General features: G+C 39.3%; 21 protein-coding genes and 1 pseudogene. 16 read left to right on the forward strand and 6 right to left on the reverse strand.

Features of this window, described 5'->3' with window-relative positions:
- The first annotated feature begins 89 nt into the window (after positions 1–89).
- From MBUR_RS13465 to MBUR_RS06400, 14 genes are all read left to right on the forward strand, one after another.
- Complete coding sequence (locus MBUR_RS13465; protein ID WP_083754950.1) at positions 90–218, forward strand: CcmD family protein; 129 nt, start codon at positions 90–92, stop codon at positions 216–218.
- 12 nt (positions 219–230) lie between these two features.
- Positions 231–611 (forward strand): cytochrome c maturation protein CcmE, encoded by a 381-nt coding sequence (locus MBUR_RS06340; protein ID WP_011499302.1) that lies wholly within the window; start codon positions 231–233, stop codon positions 609–611.
- Between the two features lie 39 nt (positions 612–650).
- Positions 651–1,553, forward strand: coding sequence for a polyprenyl synthetase family protein (locus MBUR_RS06345; RefSeq protein WP_011499303.1), 903 nt, complete (start codon positions 651–653; stop codon positions 1,551–1,553).
- On the forward strand, positions 1,540–2,733 hold the full coding sequence (locus tag MBUR_RS06350) for a radical SAM protein (protein ID WP_011499304.1): 1,194 nt from the start codon (positions 1,540–1,542) through the stop codon (positions 2,731–2,733). The genes MBUR_RS06345 and MBUR_RS06350 overlap by 14 nt, the downstream gene beginning before the upstream one ends.
- Before the next feature lie 234 nt (positions 2,734–2,967).
- Positions 2,968–3,294 (forward strand): ATP synthase archaeal subunit H, encoded by a 327-nt coding sequence (ahaH, locus tag MBUR_RS06355; RefSeq protein WP_011499305.1) that lies wholly within the window; start codon positions 2,968–2,970, stop codon positions 3,292–3,294.
- On the forward strand, positions 3,287–5,227 hold the full coding sequence (locus tag MBUR_RS06360; protein WP_011499306.1) for a V-type ATP synthase subunit I: 1,941 nt from the start codon (positions 3,287–3,289) through the stop codon (positions 5,225–5,227). The genes ahaH and MBUR_RS06360 overlap by 8 nt, the downstream gene beginning before the upstream one ends.
- Before the next feature lie 4 nt (positions 5,228–5,231).
- Positions 5,232–5,471: a hypothetical protein gene (locus tag MBUR_RS06365; protein WP_011499307.1), complete on the forward strand. Its 240-nt coding sequence runs from the start codon at positions 5,232–5,234 to the stop codon at positions 5,469–5,471.
- Between the two features lie 50 nt (positions 5,472–5,521).
- Positions 5,522–6,073 carry a V-type ATP synthase subunit E gene (locus tag MBUR_RS06370; protein WP_011499308.1) on the forward strand — a complete coding sequence of 184 codons (552 nt, stop codon included), beginning with the start codon at positions 5,522–5,524 and terminating at the stop codon, positions 6,071–6,073.
- A 7-nt stretch (positions 6,074–6,080) separates the two neighbouring features.
- A complete protein-coding gene (locus MBUR_RS06375) occupies positions 6,081–7,154 on the forward strand; it encodes a V-type ATP synthase subunit C (protein ID WP_011499309.1) in 1,074 nt (357 codons plus the stop codon).
- Entirely contained in the window at positions 7,154–7,453 is a 300-nt protein-coding gene (locus MBUR_RS06380; RefSeq protein ID WP_011499310.1) for a V-type ATP synthase subunit F, read from the forward strand. The genes MBUR_RS06375 and MBUR_RS06380 overlap by 1 nt, the downstream gene beginning before the upstream one ends.
- Positions 7,444–9,180, forward strand: coding sequence for an ATP synthase subunit A (locus MBUR_RS06385; RefSeq protein WP_011499311.1), 1,737 nt, complete (start codon positions 7,444–7,446; stop codon positions 9,178–9,180). Before MBUR_RS06380 ends, MBUR_RS06385 begins: the two co-directional genes overlap by 10 nt.
- Positions 9,181–9,182: 2 nt before the next feature.
- Complete coding sequence (locus tag MBUR_RS06390; protein ID WP_011499312.1) at positions 9,183–10,565, forward strand: ATP synthase subunit B; 1,383 nt, start codon at positions 9,183–9,185, stop codon at positions 10,563–10,565.
- A 20-nt stretch (positions 10,566–10,585) separates the two neighbouring features.
- Positions 10,586–11,206, forward strand: coding sequence for a V-type ATP synthase subunit D (locus MBUR_RS06395; RefSeq protein WP_011499313.1), 621 nt, complete (start codon positions 10,586–10,588; stop codon positions 11,204–11,206).
- Between the two features lie 399 nt (positions 11,207–11,605).
- Positions 11,606–13,726, forward strand: a complete 2,121-nt coding sequence (locus MBUR_RS06400; RefSeq protein ID WP_011499314.1) for a FlaD/FlaE family flagellar protein — start codon at positions 11,606–11,608, stop codon at positions 13,724–13,726.
- 392 nt (positions 13,727–14,118) lie between these two features.
- On the opposite strand, the gene MBUR_RS12995 is transcribed toward MBUR_RS06400, so the two are convergent.
- The 4 genes from MBUR_RS12995 to MBUR_RS06420 form a co-directional block, all read right to left on the reverse strand.
- The gene (locus MBUR_RS12995; protein WP_011499315.1) at positions 14,119–15,942 is read right to left on the reverse strand and encodes a sensor histidine kinase; all 1,824 of its coding nucleotides are present in this window, start codon (positions 15,940–15,942) and stop codon (positions 14,119–14,121) included.
- A 9-nt stretch (positions 15,943–15,951) separates the two neighbouring features.
- Entirely contained in the window at positions 15,952–16,191 is a 240-nt protein-coding gene (locus tag MBUR_RS06410) for a PAS domain-containing protein (RefSeq protein WP_011499316.1), read from the reverse strand.
- A gap of 163 nt (positions 16,192–16,354) precedes the next feature.
- Positions 16,355–16,942: a glycerophosphoryl diester phosphodiesterase membrane domain-containing protein gene (locus MBUR_RS06415; protein ID WP_011499317.1), complete on the reverse strand. Its 588-nt coding sequence runs from the start codon at positions 16,940–16,942 to the stop codon at positions 16,355–16,357.
- Between the two features lie 69 nt (positions 16,943–17,011).
- On the reverse strand, positions 17,012–18,097 hold the full coding sequence (locus MBUR_RS06420; RefSeq protein WP_011499318.1) for a mechanosensitive ion channel family protein: 1,086 nt from the start codon (positions 18,095–18,097) through the stop codon (positions 17,012–17,014).
- 271 nt (positions 18,098–18,368) lie between these two features.
- On the opposite strand from MBUR_RS06420, the gene MBUR_RS06425 reads away from it, so the two are divergent.
- Complete coding sequence (locus MBUR_RS06425) at positions 18,369–18,692, forward strand: hypothetical protein (RefSeq protein ID WP_011499319.1); 324 nt, start codon at positions 18,369–18,371, stop codon at positions 18,690–18,692.
- Positions 18,693–19,411: 719 nt separating this feature from the next.
- Positions 19,412–19,942 carry a hypothetical protein gene (locus MBUR_RS06430; protein ID WP_048063285.1) on the forward strand — a complete coding sequence of 177 codons (531 nt, stop codon included), beginning with the start codon at positions 19,412–19,414 and terminating at the stop codon, positions 19,940–19,942.
- 382 nt (positions 19,943–20,324) lie between these two features.
- On the opposite strand, the gene MBUR_RS13475 is transcribed toward MBUR_RS06430, so the two are convergent.
- Positions 20,325–21,007 (reverse strand): IS1 family transposase gene (locus MBUR_RS13475; RefSeq protein ID WP_157196663.1). Its coding sequence is split into 2 segments (ribosomal slippage): positions 20,325–20,684 and positions 20,687–21,007, totalling 681 coding nucleotides; the frame shifts between segments, so codons are not numbered across the junction.
- 146 nt (positions 21,008–21,153) lie between these two features.
- Positions 21,154–21,482 (reverse strand): annotated as a pseudogene (locus tag MBUR_RS14740) (excinuclease ABC subunit UvrA); the annotation flags it as partial.
- Positions 21,483–21,575: the final 93 nt, after the last annotated feature.

Below are 21,575 nucleotides of genomic sequence, written 5' to 3' on the forward strand. Positions count from 1 at the left end.
ATACTACACAGAACCCATATAAATCGTATCGTCAAGATACATAAAATAACAACATATAATGCTCTTTTTGGAGCTAAGGATGATAAGATATGGCAATGGGATATCAGGCATTTCAGACTGCATTCGCAATTACATGGATAATAATACTTTCCTACATTGTTTATCTGATACGCACACGCTTACGTCTTGCATCCCTGATCCGAAAACTTAAAGATTGATGGTGTTTGCAAATGAATAAAAAACGAAAGGCGATCCTCACCATTCTTGCAATAGTAGCAGTTATGGTGATCGGACTTTGGGGCGTTGATGTCGAACAGGGATATTTGATGGTCTCAGATATCACAACCAGCCCGCAGGACCATGTCGGGCAGAAAGTCAGTACAATGGGACTTGTCAAAAATGGGACATTGAGCATCTCACCGGAAATGGTCTCATTCACCCTCGTGGATGCTGAAGACAAGGAACATGAGATAGATATTGAATACACAGCTGACCTCCCTGCAAATATAGTAGAAGGGAATAGCATTAGTCTTACAGGGACCATGATATCAGAATCAAAGATAGAGGCAGAACAAATTGTTATTGGCTGCCCTTCAAAGTATTCCGAATGAAAAATGAAACATATTAAATTCACATTATGAGGACATGCGATGAATATCGAACAATGGGATGAATACCGGCAGATCACCGATGCCATGAACGAAATGATAAGCGACATGGATGATTCACCCCAGATGAAGAAAGTTGTCGGACATATATGCAGGTCGGGCGGAAAGAAGGTCAGACCTATAATATTACTACTGGCTTCCAGAATATGCGGAAAAGGATCCGAGAATTGCACCAATGCAGCACTTGCTATTGAGCTTATCCACTCAGCATCCCTTATACACGATGATATCCTGGACGAAGGGGTCATGCGAAGAGGAGTAGAGTCCGCACATAAAAAGTTCGGACCAGCAGCTGCCATGCTTGCTGGAGATTATATGATCTCAAAGTCCATTGAACTTATTTCAATATACAGTACACCAGTAGTACAAGAGTTCGGACGTGCAGGAATGGCAATGGCAGAGGGAGAGACCATTGACATAAAAAGCACATCCGAGGATTTTGCAGAGATGAACTATTTTGATTGCATCGATAAGAAAACCGCATCCCTCTTTGCGGCTAGTGCGGTCATGGGTGCATATATAGCAGGTGCTGATGAGAAGACTGCAAGTAAATTGAAGAATTATGGGAGAAAGCTCGGAAGAGCATATCAGATCGTTGACGACCTTCTGGAATATACGCAGAATATCGATAACAAGAAGTCTGACAATAAGTCCATATCGATCTTGCAGATATATAGAAGGACCATGCCATATGAGAGCGCAGTAGAGAAGGCGATCTTGCTGGCAATGGAGAACGTGAGAATGGCAAAAGACATATTGGAAGAGTTCGATCCTTCCGATTCAAGAAGCAAGCTCATGACAGTTACAGACCATATTACAATGGAAATGCTTCCAAAAACATTGAAAAATCTATCAGATCCAGGTGAACAATATGCGGGTATATGACAAATCAGTTATCAAAGTAAATGCCAGTACGGAGAATGGAAAGGTCGTTCTCGATACAGAAGGACCACTATCAGTTGTATCAAAACCTGTGATAAAACGCATTAATAAGATATTTCGGGAAGAGAAGCCAATATTAGTGGACGATGAGAATATCATTTTTTCCACATGGGTGCCACCCGTCCCAAGTCCCGCATTCAATAGGGTCATAAGTGCACAGATCGGCGCAGTTATGAAAAAACGTATCCCTGACCAGTTCTCGATCGGGATAACAGACAGATGCCCATACAATTGCATACACTGTGGTGCTGCCGGCATTGTTGCAGACCCCGAACTTACACTTGAAGAGGTAAACAGGGTGGTCAATGAAGCAATAGACCTTGGAGCATACCTGATATCTTTCGATGGTGGTGAGACCATGCTTCGAAGCGATATTGCAGACATGGTCGCCAGTGTTGATAAAACAAAGGCAATAGCCACATGTTTTACATCAGGCTTCAAGTTGACACCCGAACGGGCACAGGACCTTAAGACTGCAGGCCTTTATTCAGCACACATCAGCGTAGATAGTCCGGATGAGAAAGAGCATGACCGTGTAAGGGGCCGTGAAGGGGCATTCCAGAACAGTATGACAGGCATAAGGAATACGCTGAATGCAGGGATCATGGCAGATATGTTCGTTGTGGTATCACCGGATAATATTGATGACCTTGAGGAATTCTATACTCTAGCAGATAATCTTAGTATGCAGGAAATGTCTATCTATGAGATAATTGCTGTAGGAAGATGGCTCGACCATGAGGACGAGACCATTACCCAGAAAGATGTAGTAAGGCTCGAAAGGTTCCAGAAGAGTAAAAATAAGGAAACGGACGGGCCCAGAGTCACTGCATTCCCTTATTTCAACGGACCTGAACAGTTCGGTTGTTTTGCAGGCAGGAGATGGGTGCATGTTGCTGCGGGTGGAGATGTTATGCCATGCGCTTATACACCGCTCTCTTTCGGGAACGTTAGAGAAAATGGCCTTGAAGAGATATGGAAACGTATGGGAAAACATGCGGCTTACAAAGGTTCTGCGGATTATTGTATGATGCGCAACCCGGAGTTCAGGCAGAAATATATACACACCATACCAAAGGATGCTCAAATTCCATTGCGAGTTGATTTACCTCAGAAGAGCTGAGACATAAATAGACGATCAAGAGAGATATTTGAATATTTACTATTTATTTGTTCTGACAACTATGGACAAAGTTTGCAGTTAGTCAGAATTTAAGATTTTTCGCATAATTCCCATGATAAATTATTAACATTTCCGCAGACAGAAAGGCATAACCGATTAATTTATATGCAAGTTTGATATAGGGAGTGTAAATTACGCCAAGTTAACATAATTATAGATGTATCGAGGATTTATATGGCCAAAGACAAAATCTTATCCGAAATCAAGGAAGCAGAACAAAGTGCGGCCAAAATGGTGGAAGAAGGGCTTAAGAACAAGAACGAGCGCAATTTAGCAGCTCGTAATGAAGCCAGAGAGATCATCAAGCAGGCGGAAAATGATGCAGCAAAATCTGCCCAGAATGCACTAAAGTCAGCTGAAGAAACTATTAAACAAGAATCTGAAGATATTATCTCCAACGGAGTGAACGAAGCCAAAAGGATCAGTGTTAAAGCTGAAGCAAACGTTGACAAAGCCGTTGAAAACCTGATAACAGAGTTTGAGAGGGCAATACATGCTTAAGCCAAAACAAATGTGTCGTGCCATCATTGTAGGACACAAGGACATAATGGAAGCGACCGTGGAAGCACTTCACGGTAGTAACTTGTTCCACCTTGAGAATTACAATGAAGACGGTTCCGGACTTAAGCTAGGCAGACCATTCAAAAATGCAGGCGATGTTTCTAAGAAACTTATCCAATTAAGATCAATATCATCATTCCTTGGTATTAAAAATGAAATAATACCAAAACAGAAGGATACAACTATTTCCAATGAGCTTGATTCAATGCTGGATCAGCTTGATATCGAGGTTACTGTTAAAACAGAGAAACGGTCTGAATTGGATTCACGTCTTAAGGAACTCGAAGCACTGAAGAAAGATCTTACCCCATTTATGGCAATTCCTATAGATATGGAATTATACCGTAACTATGAGAGCATTAAGGTCTTTGCAGGTTCTGTCAAAGAGAACGTTGGCTCTGCTATCTCACAGGTGACATCCACCTACGAGATGGAATATGACCAGAATACCGGGACATTAGTATTGTTTATTAAGAAAGACGATGAAGCAAATATCTCAGAGATCCTTTCTAATTTCGAATTCAGAGAATTAAGGATACCAGAGATAAGCGGAACCCCTTCAACCCTGATAGCAGATATTGCAAAGGAAGAAGAAGGTATAAAGCAACAGATGGTTTTACTGGAAACAGATATAATCTCCATTAAGGAGAAGTATTTTGAATTCATACTTGCCAGTGAAGAATTGCTTACTATCGAAGCCGAGAAGGCAGAGGCTCCAGTAAAGATTGCAACATCAGAACACACATTCATCATTGATGGGTGGATACCTGACGATCAGTTCCCAATTCTTGAAAAAACAATTGAATCTGCTACAAGCGGACGAGCTTTTGTTTCAAAACAGGAAATTGAGAACGCTGATACAGATATCATACCGATCAAATATGATAATCCAAAGGTCTCCCAACCATTTCAGGAGATCATGGATCTTTATGCACGTCCAAAGTACAAGGAGATCGACCCCACTTCCCTAATCTTCATATCATTCCCACTTTTCTATGGAATGATCCTGGGAGACATCGGATATGCAGCGATCCTTTTAGCACTTGCATTTGGCATCAAGAAAATGGTTAAGTCTGATGCAATAAAGCCTTTGATGAACGTACTTATCTATTGTCAGATATCAACATTGATCTTTGGTGTTCTTTATGGTGAGTTCCTTGGGTTCTCACTTGCAAGTTTACATACCGATCACGGTGTTGTGCCTGGATTGATAGCGGGATTTGAAACCATAACTCTATTTAACTCCCCCCTTGGCGGAGAAGTTATTACATATCCAATACACCGTACACACATTGTTATGACGATGATCGCTGCAACAGCACTTATCGGTCTGCTTCATATCAATTTTGGATATGTACTCGGATTCATAAACGAGAATAGAAAACACGGATTTGCCACAGCTATGTTCGAAAAAGGCAGCTGGTTTGTGGTAGAACTTGGACTTATTCTGGGAGTACTTGGTTACACAGGTATCGCTCCTACGGAAATAGTAGGGACCATAGTGTTCCTTATGGGATTCGTCATGCTCGTAAAAGGAGAAGGCGTAAAAGGACCTATTGAATTACCTAGCTTGTTAAGTAATGCACTTTCCTACACTCGTTTAATAGCAGTAGGATTGTCATCAATCTATATTGCATCAACTGTCAATCTCATAGCATTTGATATGATCCTTCCACAGGGTGGGATCTTGGCAGTGATAGGTGCAATAATCGTATTCATATTCGGACATGCTTTAAACACAGTCCTGAGTATAATAGCCCCTGGATTACATGCACTTAGATTGCAGTATGTAGAGTTTTTCGGTAAATTCTACGAAGGTGGCGGAAGAAAATACAACCCATTCGGATATATTAGGAAATACACGGAGGAATAAATAAATGGTAGACGCAGCAGCAGCAGCAACAATGATGGACCCGGCAGGATTAAAAGCAATTGGAGCAGGACTCGCAGTAGGACTTACTGGACTTGCATCAGGTATTGCAGAAAAGGATATCGGCGCAGCAGCGATCGGCGCAATGGCAGAGAACGAAAGTCTGTTCGGTAAAGGCTTGATCCTTACCGTAATTCCAGAAACAATCGTTATCTTTGGACTTGTCGTCGCATTACTTATTAAATAAGTAGATTTAAGAGCTATTTTTGCTCTTAAATTCTTTGGAGGTGTCAGAGCATGGGACTCGAGACAGTTATAAAAGATATCATGAGTGCTGCACAGACAGAAGTAAACGTGATTAATGCAGATGCTGATGCGGAAGTATCACAGATACTTGATGATGCAAGGCAGACTGCAAAGAAGATCATGGGAGACCGCCTGGCAAAAGCCGAGGATGATATCAAGCGATTACGCCAACAAGAGATATCCAGTGCAAATCTGGAAGTCAAACGTGCAATGCTTAATGCTCGCAAAGAAGTCCTCGACAAGGTATACAACAATGCAATAGATTCTATTGTATCACTTCCTGGATCAAAGCAGGAAGAACTGTTAAAAGCGATCATTGATGAAAATGATAGCAATGGCAGTAACATATACTCTAACAAGGACTCAGAAAAACTTGTAAGAAAGTTGTCCTCTCTTGAATACGCTGGCAATATAGATTGTATTGGCGGATTGACCATAGAAAACAGTGATGGAACAGTTCGTTTAGATTATACATACGATATGATCTTGAAGAATGTTAATGAGCAATCATTGAAACAGACATCTGATATCTTGTTCGGGTGATATCCAAATGCGGCTTTTGCAAAAATTCACAAGAAAAAGTAGTCTGAAGCAGAGCGGAAGTAGCTCCAATTACGCTTATGTGACTGCACGCGTTCGCGCGATGAAAAGCAATCTTCTTCCTAGAGAAGTGTATCCTAGATTAATGAATATGGGAATCGACGAGATCACCCGTTTTATCGAAGAGTCACAGTATAAGCAGGATGTCGATGAACTGGCAAGAACATATGACGGTGTGGATCTATTTGAACACGCATTGAACAGGAATCTTGCGGTCACTTTTACAAAACTGATCAATATCTCCGAAGGAGAGTTGAACTATCTGATCTCTGAATATCTTAGAAAATATGATATATGGAGCATCAAGACCATTCTGCGTGGAAAGTACTGTGGTGCATCTGTAGAAGAGATCAATGATAGCATAGTCTCCGCCGGACAACTGTCTTATCCGTTTTTGTTAAGCCTTTCAGAAAAAGAATCATATGAAAGCATCATCGATGCTCTCAGTGGAACCGATTATTACCCAACATTAAAAGAATATGATGGGACAAACCTCTCTGATATCGAAAACAAACTTGATAAGATGTACTATACCGGACTGTCCACTACAGTAAACAATCCAAAATCCAATGATAGTAAACTGTTCTCAAAGTTTATCCGTACTGAGATCGACATAAAGAACCTGAGTACCCTTTTCAGGTTGAAGAATGCCGGTGTGGAAAAGGATGAAATTGCAGACCTGATTCTAGAAGGCGGTCTTCATTTAAGTATTAAAGAGATTGAAAAGCTATTACCACTTCCATTCAGTGAATTTGTTCAGTCACTTGAGAAGTATCCTTATTGGGAAGATATATCTGGAATAGTAAAAACTGAAATGGATTCACTGATAGAACTGGAAACTCAACTCACGAGGTCCAACATCAAATCCGCTTCAAGCTTTTCACATGTGTACCCATTATCCATTGTTCCGATCATGGATTACATACTGAACAAGACGAACGAAGTACACAATTTGCGTATCATTCTGCGCGGAAAAGCAGCAAATCTTGATGAAGAAATAATCAGGAACCAGTTGGTGATCTAATGGAATTAGCAGTAGTAGGTAGCAGCGAGTTTGTAACAGGATTCAGACTAGCTGGTATTAAAAAGATATACGAAGCTAAAAGTGATGAGTTGGAATCTGTTGTCACAAAAGTGCTTAAAGATTCAGATGTAGGTATCTTTGTGATACATGAAGATGACTTTAATAAACTACCGGAAATTCTGAGAGATACTCTTAGTGAGTCTGTTGACCCAACCGTGGTCACTCTCGGAGGAACTGGTGAAAGTTCGAACTTAAGGGAAAAGATAAAACAATCGGTAGGTGTAGATCTGTGGAAGTAAATGGTGAAATTTATCGTGTGGCAGGACCTGTTGTTACGGTTATAGGAATTAAGCCGAGAATGTACGACGTGGTCAAAGTAGGTCACGAGGGACTGATGGGAGAAGTCATCAGGATCAAAGGCGAACAGGCTACTGTTCAGGTATACGAAGATACTTCCGGTCTCAAACCGGGAGAACCTGTAATGAACACCGGATTGCCTTTGTCCGTTGAACTTGGACCCGGATTATTAGAAAGTATTTATGATGGTATTCAGAGACCTCTGCCTGTGTTGCAGGAAAAGATGGGCAACTTCATTCAGAGAGGAGTTACCGCAAACGGACTGGACCGTGAAAGGGTCTGGGAGTTCAAACCAACAGTAAGCAAAGGCGATGAGGTAAAAGGTGGTAACATACTCGGTTTGGTCCAGGAGACCAAAAATATCGAGCACAAGATCATGGTCCCACCATCGATCTCTGGTACTATCAAAGAGATAAAAGCAGGTAGCTTCAAGGTCGATGAGACCATCTGTGTTCTCACAGATGGAACAGAGATCTCAATGATGCAGAAGTGGCCAGTACGAGGACCACGCCCTGTAGCAAAGAAACTCATGCCAACCAAGCCTCTTATTACAGGACAGAGAATCCTTGATGGTATGTTCCCTATAGCAAAAGGCGGAACAGCTGCAATCCCAGGTCCATTCGGATCAGGAAAGACAGTTACTCAGCAGCAGCTTGCTAAGTGGAGTGACACTGATATTGTGGTTTACATCGGTTGCGGAGAACGCGGCAATGAAATGGCTGATGTATTGAACGAGTTCCCGGAACTCGAGGATCCAAAGACAGGTCGTCCACTCATGGAGAGGACAGTTCTTATCGCAAATACATCCAACATGCCTGTAGCTGCTCGTGAAGCATCTGTATACACTGGAATCACAATTGCAGAGTATTACAGAGACATGGGATACGATGTATCACTTATGGCAGACTCAAGTTCAAGATGGGCAGAAGCAATGAGAGAAATTTCTTCAAGGCTTGAAGAAATGCCTGGAGAAGAAGGTTATCCAGCATACCTCTCTGCAAGACTCTCTGAATTCTATGAGCGTGCAGGAGCAGTTAACTCCCTTGCAGGACTTGATGGTTCAATTACTGTAATTGGTGCAGTATCACCACCTGGTGGTGACTTCTCAGAGCCTGTAACACAGAACACCCTTCGTATCGTAAAGGTATTCTGGGCACTTGATGCAAAGCTCTCACAGAGGAGACACTTCCCATCCATTAACTGGCTTACAAGTTACAGCCTGTACACCCAGGGACTTGCTGACTGGTACAGCGAGAACGTCGGAGCTGACTGGACACAGCTCAGGGATGATGCAATGGACCTTCTCCAGCAGGAATCCGAACTTCAGGAGATCGTGCAGCTCGTAGGTTCCGATGCACTTCCGGAAGATCAGCAACTCACACTTGAAGTTGCACGTATGGTAAGGGAATATTTCCTCCAGCAGAACGCATTCCACCCAGTTGACACATACTGTCCGTTCGACAAGCAGTACAAGCTCCTCAAATCTATCACCAGATATGGAGAGTTGGCAACAGCTGCACTTGAATCAGGAGTTCCAATGAACAAGATCATCACCATCAAATCAAAGGATGAACTCGCAAAAGTGAAATTCGAAGAAAACTTCGATGCAGCGCTTGACGTAGTCATGAAGAAGATGGATGAAGAATTTGCACAGATCGGAGGCAACTGAACATGACCAAAGAATACAAAACGATTGTAGAGGTCTCCGGACCACTTATTTTCCTTGAGAAGACCGAGCCTGTAGGATATGGTGAACTTGTCCAGATCAACCTTCCTGATGGAACCACCAAGAGAGGACAGGTACTCGATACCTCTGCAGATATGGTAGTCGTACAGGTCTTCGAAGGTACAGTAGGACTCAACGAGGAATCAGGTGTAGTATTCAGTGGTGAGACCATCAAACTCCCTGTATCAAAGGATATGCTTGGCAGGATCCTTTCAGGAGCTGGTGAACCACTGGATGGCGGACCAAGGATCATACCTGACAAGAGAGTAGACATCAATGGTGCATCAATGAACCCATATTCCAGGATGCCACCAGAAGATTTCATTCAGACAGGTATTTCCACCATCGACGGTACAAACACCCTTGTGAGAGGACAGAAACTTCCTATCTTCTCCGGATCAGGTCTCCCACATAACGAGATTGCACTTCAGATCGCAAGGCAGGCTAAAGTTCCTGGTAGCGATGAACCTTTTGCGGTAGTTTTCGCTGCAATGGGTATCACTAACGAAGAAGCACAGTACTTCATGGACGATTTCGAAAAGACCGGCGCTCTTGAGAGAGCTGTTGTTTTCCTGAACCTTGCAGATGACCCTGCTGTTGAGCGTATCGTTACTCCAAGGATGGCTCTTACAGCTGCAGAGTACCTTGCATACGAACATGATATGCACGTACTCGTAATTCTGACAGATATCACAAACTACTGTGAAGCACTCCGTCAGATGGGAGCAGCAAGAGAAGAGGTACCAGGTAGACGTGGTTACCCAGGTTACATGTACACTGACCTTGCATCACTGTATGAAAGGGCAGGAGTTATCAAAGGAATTAAGGGATCTGTTACTCAGTTCTCCATCCTTACAATGCCTGGTGACGATATTACCCACCCGATCCCTGATCTTTCCGGCTACATCACCGAAGGACAGATCGTGGTATCCCGTGAACTTCACAGGAAGGGTATCTACCCACCGATCAATGTATTGCCATCACTCTCACGTCTTATGAACTCCGGTATCGGAGAAGGGAAGACAAGGGACGATCACAAAGCAGTGTCTGACCAGATGTATGCAGCATACGCAGAAGGCCGTGACCTTCGTGGACTTGTTGCTATCGTTGGTAAAGAAGCACTGTCCGAAAGAGACAGGAAGATGTTGGAATTTGCTGACTTGTTCGAAGACAGGTTTGTACGCCAGAGCAGAGACGAGGACCGTACCATCGACGATACACTAAGAATCGCATGGGAGATCCTTGCAGAGCTGCCTGAAGCACAGCTTACCAGGATCGATAACAAGTACCTTGACAAGTACCACCCTGCTCACCAGAAAAGCGAGTGAATCAGTATTGAGGGATCACAATGGGCGCAAAAGAAGTAAAACCGACTCGTTCAGAACTCATTGAGCTGAAGAAAAAGATCAAACTTTCAGAAGGCGGCCACAAGCTGCTTAAAATGAAAAGGGACGGTCTTATCCTTGAGTTCTTTGACATTCTTAGCAAAGCAAAGGATGTTCGCTCCGAGTTGGATGCTGCCTATGAAAAGGCCAATGTGAAGATCGGCATCGCAGAATCAGTGGAAGGCAGAATAACCATAAAATCCACTGCATTTGCAATGAAGGATGCACCACAGATCGTGCTCGAAAGCCACAACATCATGGGCGTAGTAGTGCCAAAGATCGAATCCTCAAGTGTGCGTAAACCCATAAACAAGCGTGGATACGGACTTCTCGGAACAAGCTCTTACATTGATGAAGCAGTCGATTCATATGAAGAACTGGTTGAAAAGATAATTCTGGCAGCAGAGATCGAAACAACCATGAAGAAGCTTCTTGATGACATCGAAAAGACAAAGAGGCGTGTCAATGCTCTTGAGTTCAAGGTCATTCCTGAACTCACAGAAGCAATGGTATTCATTCGCCTGCGTCTTGAAGAAATGGAAAGAGAAAATACATTCCGCTTGAAGAGAATCAAAAAAGCATAAGGCTTTCTCATGCAACAAAACTCATCTGATCGGCCAAATCTGGCCGACAGAGCTTTTTCTTTATTAACTCGACCTGAAAATCTAGCACGCATATTAAGATGGGCGTGGTTAGTTTCACTTGGGATGTTGGTCTTAGGGTATCTTATTATTTACTTCAAAGTAAAATCGCACATCAACTTCTTACCATAAAAAGCTCTTTTCTAATTATTCAGCTTTTGCGTCAAGCAAATGTATTTCTGATAAGAAACTGAAATATATTCAGTAATACTTAAATAAATATCAGACATATATAAGATGAAATATAGAAATACTTTCGATCTGTGGAGTGAATCCATTTTCAATAATATATACTATTTACTCACATATCATGAATTCATCGAACTCAAAAGTTGATCCACAATGAGTGAACTACCATGGGAAAATAAAAAAGGAAATGCAAATACCTCTAATGAGCATTCGCCTGAACCCAACCTACCTTGGGAATCTGAAAAGAAGAACGACATATCTGTTGATGTGGACTCTGAAATCGCCCCGGATATTTTTGCAAATGCCATCAAACCCTCTGAAGCAAAAAATAGTCCAGATAACAAACCGGAAATAACCGTACATCCGGCATTTATTCCAAAGATAACATCTGATCCTATCGATAAAGATGAAAATATAACCATGGTCAAGCCCTTTGAAAACGATAATGTCCACATAAATCAAGTAGAGCGGACTGTATCGAATATAGCAGTCATTGATAGAATTCAAAAAACTAGCCAAAAGGATGATAAAAAAGCATCTTTACCATTATTTGAACCAGACTTTCCTGACAACGATATACCCCCATTGGTTGAAAATAATAATGATGAAGCTATGTTCCCATCAATTAATGAAGATGAATTTACAGTAGCTGAAGAGCCTGTGTTCCCATCAATTAATGAAGATGAATTTACAGCAACTGAGGAACCTGTGTTCCCATCAATTAATGAATTTGAATTTACAGCAACTGAAGAACCTGTGTTCCCATCAATTAATGAAGATGAATTTACAGCAACTGAGGAACCTGTTTTCCCATCAATTAATGAAACTGAATTTACAGCAACTGAGAAACCTGTGTTCCCACCAATTAATGAAGCTGAATTTACAGCAACTCGCGAATCCACATTGCCACCGATCGCTAAAGCTGCTCAAGAAGCATCAAAATCAATACCAAATAAAAAAGGGAAAGGATTCCTGGCTTCAATAACAGATGCATTGAAAAGGATCGCTCAAAAGAAAAAATTAATCGACAGAATGGAAGAATTCCAACCAATTGCACCTGAATATACAGATCAGGATAAAGAATCCCCAGCAGTATCAGAACAAAATCATAAGGGCATAAGTTCTGAAAACAAAGCTATTCCCCCTATTGATATAAGTGAAAATGTTAATTTGGACGATATTCGAACAGTAGTACCAATCGAGAATGCGATAATCATTGAGAAAGAAGAGATCATTGAAAAAGTGGAAAGCTCACCCCTAACTCTTTCTATAGAAGCAATGGATGAAATAAAAAAAGAGCTTGCCGATTCAAAACGATCTCAAGAATCTCTTTATACGAACATTGGCACCCTTACCGGAAATATTGGAGAGCTGGAACAATCACTAACCGTTATCAAAAATGATAGTGAAAACACCAATTCCAGCATCAATGCCAGAATCGAAGAATCTACGAATCATATTGCTAAAATCGAAAAAAGAATCAGTGAATTAGAAGATACTCTGGAAAATATTCACTCCGATAATAGCGAACTTCAGACCGGACTTGCATCCATTGAAGAAAACATTGCTGAACTTACAAGCTCAAATGCAATGATATTCTCCCATATACAGAAAATAACAGAATTCGGTAATTCAAGATCTGCAGAGATATTTGAAACGAACGATCGCATCGATAAAATTGATGAGTCACTGACACTACTTACCCAGATACAAGACGAATCGCAAAAGAACATACACGAATTAAGATCTGTAGCTTCCGACATAATCAGAAGCTTAGAAAAAGCACACAATACGAACAAAGAGTTCAAAGCTGAGACCGACGAACGTGGTGAACTTTTTAAGAATGAACTGATATCCCTAACTGAATTTGTAGAGAAAGAATTTAAAGCCATTGGAGCCAGAAGCTACAAAAGTCACGGTGAGAATGTTCATTTGAATAATATAATTAAAAATTCCACAAATATGAAACTCTGTATGGAATGGTTAGAATTCCTTATGGAGCTTGTGGGATGTAATCATCTTTCAGATATCCTGTCCTTCTATGAAGAGCTGGGATGGATAAATGAAGACGTGCGTGTGGAACTTATCAGGTATGCAGAAGGTATCGATTACTATATTGAAAAATCTGATTGGAAGCTTCCCCCTGATGACCATGTAAAATCCATCTGGTTCATTGAACAGCTTGCAGGCCTTAAAGTCGATAAGAACAGGCTTTCGATCATAGAGAAAGACATCAAGAAAGTAAAAATGGGTACAGAGATATATGGAATCTGATCAACCGAGCACCAAAGATCATATTGGATAGATCCAGGTAAATAAAAACGTATCCAACATTCAAATCGTAAAAATATGAAAACGGACAATGACCAGATAACTATTGATTATCTGGTTGCAATTACAATATCTTGTTTGCTGCCTTTTTTGTTTTCCAATACACGTCTGCTCCTTTCACCCCATTCCAATCAATTCAGATGAAGTCACATTATAGCAGATCGCGTTGCAACCTCGGTTACAGAAATAGAATTGACTTCTGGAGATATCAATACTCCAAATCTTGTCGATCTGACACAACATTATCTGAAAATGATCACAAAGGATAGAGTTATCCCTTATTTGCATGTACATGAAATGATCTGCATGTTACAATAACAAATTAAATTAAGAGATTATATTGGAAGAATTATGTGAATATCAGTTCCAGTGCCTTCCTCACTTTCCATCCATATCTTTCCTTTATGTGCATCAACAATATGTTTACAAATATAGAGACCAATACCAACTCCCCCATATTTACGCGTAAGAGAACCATCTAGCTGCCGGAACTTATGGAACATATAAGGTATCTGATCAGACGCAACACCGACGCCCGTATCTTTTATTGCAATATGTAAACTATCACGGGTCCGGTCCATGAAAACTGAGACAGTACCACTGGCAGGAGTGAACTTGATAGCATTGCCCAGAAGGTGAACAAACACTTTTTCAAGATATACTTTATCACCTCTAATATAAGGAAGATCTTTCTTAACATCTATTTTCAACATTAATCTCTTCTTTTCAATATTTGAGGCCACCAATGAAATTGCTCTCTCAAGAGAAGATTCAACATTGATCTGAGCAAAACTATACTTGATCATGTCTGCCTGAACAGAAGTTATGTAAAGAAGTGATTCAACAAGTTCAATCAGAATAGTTGTATTACGCATAACAGCATCCATTGCTTTACGTTGTCTCTCATCAAGCTTACCAAACCTCTCTTCAGACATGAGACCCCCAAACCCTTTGATAACATTCAAGGGTGTCCTAAGCTCATGGCTTAGATTTGCAAGGAACTCATCTTTCATCCTGTCAAGAGATTCTAACTGATAATTAGCTTCAGCTAACTGATAAGCGTAGGTCTTAAGGGATTCTTCGTTCAGATTCCTTTCAATTGCCATGCCTATGATCCCCATGATCATCTGCATGGTGGTCAATTCATTTTCGTCCCATTCCTCGCAATCTGAAACGTTATAAAGACAAATAAAACCTGCAAATTTACTATCTATATAAATAGGGAACGAAATGAATGATCTAATTCCTTTTTTCATAAAAAGATCTTTTTCCTTAGAGGCCTGTGATGGTAATTTCCCTACATCTGTCACAAAAACCACTTGACCCTTGGAAAGTTGTTCCATTATCCAAGGAATAATACTAACAGGAATTTTCTGTAGTTCTTCTTTATGGCACAGAACCCCTTTACCACACCATTCATTCGTGTTGTCAGCAACAAATCCATCCTGACATAGCATGAACATACCTACCCTGTCACATTCACAAAGGAGACCAATTTTTTCAAGGGCTTTATTAATTGCTACGTCAATACCATCAGGAGCAATGAAAAGAGAAGTTATCGATGAGATCGTATGTTCCAGATTTAGCTTGCGACCAATAGCTTTTTTTGCTTTGAACTTATCAGAAATATCTCTGAATATTATCATCACGGCTGGTACCATATTGAACTCTATGAAAGAAACTGTGATCTCAACAGGTATGTTCTTACCATATTTAGATATTAAAAAAGTATCATACCTATCTCGAACATTTTTGTCCTTATGAAGAATTTTTTGATATAACTTCATTAATGTACTCCGGTCCCCCGGAGATATTAATTTAAAAAAATCAGAACCCATAACTTCATCCCGATCATAACCGGTAATATTGAGCACTTTGCTGTTAACGAACTTGACCTTGAGATCATAAATAAGCACGACCCCATCATTACTTTTCTCAACTATCGTGGAGTACTGATCTCTTGACAACTTCCCGACCGGATCATTATCATTCATCGTGACATTCTGGCTAACATCTGAGAACATGAAATTAACTAGTTGATAGCTACGCCCTCCAATCGATGCAGCCTTTGTGTTCATATGAATAGGAATAGTATTACCATTTACTTGAACAAGTTCAAGATCAAAAATAGTAGTATCGCTTCTAGTAACGGGGGACACTTTTTGGTACTAATTATTAAAAAAAGTATGGCAGTCTTTTCCCAAGACATCATCCTTGGAGAGACCTATCATTTCAATTCCCTCCGGATTCATGTCCACCACCTGACTGGTCTGCACATCAACAAGGACCAAGCCTCCCGGTAAAAGAGATAAAAATGATACAGAACGCTCAGCATCATCAAAAGGCGTTGAAGCTATTCCAATCGGGATATGATCAATTCTTAATACATCACTATTTGTCTCCAACAAAGCCAGTCCCCCGATTGCATAGAATACTATAAAGTGTACTTAATAGTAAACTGTAACAAAAATATATAATAAATATATTACTGAAATAGATATAAATGTTACCCATGGAAATAATTTAAAAAAATGAAAACTATGAAGACGTCGAGATCCTCATAATTAAAGATCACTCATTCCCATCATCTACATCTGATACATCAGTATATTCAGCAGTATAATTGTCCTCTGATCCAAGGTAGGACTCAGCAGCTGCAACCAATGCAAGTGTTATGATCGGAATGGTTACAAGGGATACGATGTAGGTAATTCCACCAATAGCACTGATGATAGCCACAATGATAAACAATACCAGACTATCCACAAAATTTGGCTTTGAAATATCTATACTTTCCTTTATTGCATCCATGGCACCATAGTCCTTTATGACAAGCAGAGGGAAGGAATAGATAAGAAGAATTGAAAGGATCAAACCTGGAAGTACCAGGAGCATGTAGCCTATACCAATAAGGATAACGGAGACAAGTAAAAGAACCCAGCTTTTCACAAAACGATTGAAACCCTCGAACACATCATTGATCTCGACCTTTTCTCCCCTCAAACCTTTCACAGCCATATAAGTAAGACCATAGAACAGTGGAGCTATTGTCACAATGAAGATGGAACCGAATACCACGATGATCGTAGCTACGATAAAGGCAGCAACGTTGTCCTTAAAAGCGTTCCAAGATCTGCTAAATATATCTTCATAATCCAAAATGTCACCTCAAAAATAGATTGGTTACCACATATATATAATTTTGTTAATGATTAAACATATACAGGATCATTCAGGCTTCAACAAGGTATATGTGGGAAATGGTATCCCGATACCTGCTTTTTTGAACTCGATATCTATCATAGTATTTACTTCGTTGATGACACTGAACTTCTCGGAAGGATATTTTACCCAGAGTATCAAAGCAAAATCAAGACTGAAATCCCCATGATTATCAAAACGAACAGAAGGTGACGGATCATCCAGAACGAGATCGATATCATTTCCGATCTTAAGCAGGACCTCCTTTACCTTTGAAACGTCAGAACCATATTCTACCCCGATAGTTATTTTTACCATCATCTGGGGTTGGGGAGAAGTGTAGTTGATGATCTTGTTGTTTGCAATGATACTATTTGGAATTATTATCATATTGTTGTAAAAATCAAGTATACGAGTACTTCTGATACCTACTTCCTGCACGAGCCCTATCTGACCATCACCGATCTCTATACGATCACCATTCTTGAACGGCTTGTCATAATAGATGGAAAGGCCACCAAAGAATTGGGATATAGCATCCTTTGCAGCAAACGCAATAGCAATACCAACGATTCCGGCAGATGCGAAGAGAGGACCTACATTTATTCCCCATACACCTTCGATGATCATACCTAAACCGACAAGTACGATGATGATATCGGACAAACCTTTTAGCAATGGCAGGAGCTCATCATCCATTTTGGTTTCCGTTTTCTGCACAAGTCCTGGGAAAACATTGTCAAACAATATCTTGTTTATGTTAACCAATGCAAATAGCCATACCAGAGCCAGAAGTGTCAGTAAGAGATTATTGGTGGCAATAAAGAAATACTCTCCAATACCGACTACTGAAAGGGCAAGAAATATCCCAAAGAATATCAACGTATAGTAGATCGGACGTTTTACAGCCTCGAGGACAAGATCATCGATCTTGATTCTGGTCTTTGCCGTGTAATGCAAAAGCACTTTCTTAAAAACAAGATCCACACCAAACGCAAGGATTATTGAGGAGATAATGATCAGTGCAGCCACAGCCAGTTTGGATCCCGTTGATTCAAAAAGCGATCCTGCAAACTGCTGGACGTACAAAGATATGATATTATTGATTTGCATAACAATGATACAATTGAAAAGAGAGTATATATTTATATGGATACACCCTCCGAAATAACATTCAGCATTGACTTAAGTATTTCTTTGCTTGTTACAGCAGCCTTCTTATTTTAAACCGAAAAGTCTGGAGGTGTTGTCCATGTACAACCGCATCCAAAGGGCACAGATAACATAGCTCCCAAAAAGCATCATTAAGGATACGGGCTTGTGAATTCTTGAAGTAGCTATATTATATAATGATAGAACTAATAACTTCACAGAGGATTGGAAAATGTACACCGTATATATAAAAGCAGCTAAAGATGAAAATATCTTCACCCCTTGCAATGTCAATGTTGATGCCATCAAATACATCCATTGCATAGAGAACAAAGTATTCCTGGCTCTAAACCCCGAAGACGTAGGGTCCATGATCTGCATATATGCCGGAGAGCCCATCAATGGAGAAGAACAGATCGATAACATCGTATCCCTCATTGCATCAGCAAAAGCAGAATCAGAAACATACGATATGCCAATAATACTTGACTTTTCAGAGCAGATCGATCAACCAAAGGCCACCATGATGCGTGGTCCCCGTGTTTTTGCAAAGTGAGATTCTGTTTTTAGTTGTGCCAATGGCACAACTCTTTGTTGTTAATTTGTTATTTTGGACTTGAATATAATTTAAAATTTTTAATAAATATATTATTTGAACTATTTTTAAGTATAATAACAAGGAGTTCAAGGAGATTGGTATTAACAAGTGTGCTTCTGTTCTGTCTACTCATAAAATTATGAGATATAGCCGTGTAGTTGGTAGCTATTAGAAAAATAGAAATCATTTATTTTTTTGATTTTAATAAAAACTTCAACTTATTCATCTGAAAAATCATGTATCTTTTGTATATTTCATTAACATTCTCGTTTTTTGATTTAGATTTAAAATTGTTTATTACTTTACTTCTATTTGCAGTAATAATTTAAAAAAGTTAATTAGAGTAGTTATTTTCTAAGTAGATATGCGTCAATACTTGAATAAGAATTAAGTTTATCAAAGAGACATCAATTTCAACAATGCTATATATGATTTCTAATTAGTTAGTAATATAATTTAATGTACAATATTAAATTATATTCAAATGAAGTAGACTTTGAAGCCAATACTGGAATTGAAAACCATATAACATATATGTAATGATACTATTTTACTGTCATAAAGGTCCATCTTCTCAAAATAAGAGCACCGAAACGTAAAATAATAAAACTGTCTTTTAGACTTAAGTTGAAAGTTAGGTGATAAGCATCAATCCAATAACTATACCTTTAAAAGAATTGCTTGATCAACTTGAAGAAGATGAAGTATTGGGTATGCTAGAGAATTTTGACTGTCGTAGAGAAACTTTCATAGAGGATTTTGTAAAGAATAAATCAATTCATTCTGAAAAAATGGGAAATACCAAATCTTATTTTATTTTAGATGGAAATCGTGATGAATTGTGTATTTTAGGGTATTATGCACTAACTTTGAAAGTAATATGCTTGCCAGAGCTAACTAAAAAACAAGCTAAAAAATTGCATTTGAAAAATCCCGAGGATAAATATCTCCCTACTTATTATATTGCACTCCTAGCTAAAAATGATACATATAAAGATCAAATTAAAGGTAAAAATATACTAAATAGTGCACTTAATAAAATAGGAGAAGCTGTCAAATGTGTAGGGGGGAGAGCTGTGTGGGTGGAAGCTAAAAAGAAAAATGATGGTGTATTTAACTTTTATACAAGCAATGGTTTTCAAGAGTTTCAAGTTGAAGAACAAGAAGATGGTCAATACTCACATTTACTTAGAGTAGTTAAATGTTAATAGTGAAAAGTATTTATAGATTAATGTAATTACTACCTCGAAGAGTTGTAATCGTTAACATAAAAAAGATGGTTAACATAAAAAATCCATAATATTTCAGCGTGTAATATATGTATAAGTTATTACAAACTGTAGAATATAGAAATAATATAAATGGATTAACCAAAATTACAGTGGAGGAGTAATTATGGCTGGCAAATATTTATCACAAAATTGTTTATGTGTTGAAGACAATTTGGCGGTGGAAAAAGTGTACACATTATTAAATCAGAATACATCACCAGATATGCCTAAATCTGATTTCAACAAGAATTCATATGAAAGAACATCATTTTTATCCCGGATAAAAAAGAATATCCGATAAATTCTTTTTTTGGCATTGTTAACTAAACATAGCTAGCTCTTTATTTCTGTACTTCATCAAAAGAAGAACAGAGTACTTCAGCATTTCAAGACTCTTAGTATAACACTTTGACTTTCTTCTCAATCTTGCCAGAAAGTGCCTGAATATGCTGTTATATCCTTCAACAGTATATGTTTCAGCTTTGGATTGAGTGTGAATTTTCTCTGGAACAAACTCTGCATATGCCCTCCAGTGATCAGTCATCACTTCTCCAATCTCCTTCCCCTTTAATTTTTTCCAGAGTTTTAGTCCTGTTTCCGTTCCCCTGCTACCAAAAGAGCAGTCTATGAACCTTTTTCCATCTCTATCAACAGCAATCCAGATCCAACAATATTTTTTTTGTTCCCGATATAAGTGTGCATTTCATCTAATTCAACAATCGATATTTCATTTTCGCTCTTTAGATCCTCTAATTCACGACCAAACTTCTTTATCCATTTTTGGACAGAAACGTGGCTAACTCCTAAAAAACGTCCAATTGAACGAAATCCTAATCCTTCGAGATAGAGTTGTAAAGCCTGCCGTTTAACAGACATGGGGCTAGCAGTTGATTTTAGCTCCACTGAATAGTTATACTCACAATCATGGCATTTGTAGCGTTGACGTCCATCGATTTTACCGTTCTTTTTATGATTGAAGCTCTTGCACCTGGGACAGTTCATGCACAAATATAGGTCCTGATAACATATAAACTCTACTTAAATACCAATGCCCTTTTTTTATTTTACTTTTGTTTCGTTCTTTATTCGCCGGTTATCGGTTTTTTAGAGTACACTTTTTTCACGTAATATTCCCCTCACTAAATGAAGAGGTAATCATATATTTCAGCAACAGTGCAAATTGTAAAACGCGGATTCTTGCTGGCAGTCTTCTGTTCAATAGACATAAAAGGTGATCTTTATTCAATATACCCAAATCCGGTTTTCTATAAGCCCTCTAAAATTGCTAGGCATACGCTGAGAGTGATTCCACGTATCCCCTCTGCACTTCAGCATATATCATATCAAAAGGAAGGGATGATTTTCCTGAACCACTAAGTCCTGTGATGACTATGAGCTTATCACAGGAAAATTTCAGACCTATATTCTTAATATTGCATTCCCTGGCACCTTTTCTCATCAAACCAATCAAAGACATCACATATATTCATAAAGTGTCAATTCCGTATAATCATACTATAAGATACATTTATGAATACGATATCGACATAGTTGATGTGAATATAAGGAG

Origin of the sequence: Methanococcoides burtonii DSM 6242 (assembly GCF_000013725.1) — an archaeon.
GTDB lineage: Archaea > Halobacteriota > Methanosarcinia > Methanosarcinales > Methanosarcinaceae > Methanococcoides > Methanococcoides burtonii.

What these genes read in the sequence shown, in the direction of transcription:
- MBUR_RS06365 (WP_011499307.1), top strand. Translation starts at nt 5,232, where the DNA reads ATGGTAGACGCAGCAGCAGCAGCAACAATGATGGACCCGGCAGGATTA.
- MBUR_RS06380 (WP_011499310.1), top strand. Translation starts at nt 7,154, where the DNA reads ATGGAATTAGCAGTAGTAGGTAGCAGCGAGTTTGTAACAGGATTCAGA.
- MBUR_RS06370 (WP_011499308.1), top strand. Translation starts at nt 5,522, where the DNA reads ATGGGACTCGAGACAGTTATAAAAGATATCATGAGTGCTGCACAGACA.
- MBUR_RS06375 (WP_011499309.1), top strand. Translation starts at nt 6,081, where the DNA reads ATGCGGCTTTTGCAAAAATTCACAAGAAAAAGTAGTCTGAAGCAGAGC.
- MBUR_RS06360 (WP_011499306.1), top strand. Translation starts at nt 3,287, where the DNA reads ATGCTTAAGCCAAAACAAATGTGTCGTGCCATCATTGTAGGACACAAG.
- MBUR_RS06350 (WP_011499304.1), top strand. Translation starts at nt 1,540, where the DNA reads ATGCGGGTATATGACAAATCAGTTATCAAAGTAAATGCCAGTACGGAG.
- MBUR_RS06395 (WP_011499313.1), top strand. Translation starts at nt 10,586, where the DNA reads ATGGGCGCAAAAGAAGTAAAACCGACTCGTTCAGAACTCATTGAGCTG.
- MBUR_RS06425 (WP_011499319.1), top strand. Translation starts at nt 18,369, where the DNA reads ATGTACACCGTATATATAAAAGCAGCTAAAGATGAAAATATCTTCACC.
- MBUR_RS06390 (WP_011499312.1), top strand. Translation starts at nt 9,183, where the DNA reads ATGACCAAAGAATACAAAACGATTGTAGAGGTCTCCGGACCACTTATT.
- MBUR_RS06345 (WP_011499303.1), top strand. Translation starts at nt 651, where the DNA reads ATGAATATCGAACAATGGGATGAATACCGGCAGATCACCGATGCCATG.
- MBUR_RS06420 (WP_011499318.1), bottom strand. Translation starts at nt 18,097, where the DNA reads ATGCAAATCAATAATATCATATCTTTGTACGTCCAGCAGTTTGCAGGA.
- MBUR_RS13465 (WP_083754950.1), top strand. Translation starts at nt 90, where the DNA reads ATGGCAATGGGATATCAGGCATTTCAGACTGCATTCGCAATTACATGG.
- ahaH (WP_011499305.1), top strand. Translation starts at nt 2,968, where the DNA reads ATGGCCAAAGACAAAATCTTATCCGAAATCAAGGAAGCAGAACAAAGT.
- MBUR_RS06340 (WP_011499302.1), top strand. Translation starts at nt 231, where the DNA reads ATGAATAAAAAACGAAAGGCGATCCTCACCATTCTTGCAATAGTAGCA.
- MBUR_RS06400 (WP_011499314.1), top strand. Translation starts at nt 11,606, where the DNA reads ATGAGTGAACTACCATGGGAAAATAAAAAAGGAAATGCAAATACCTCT.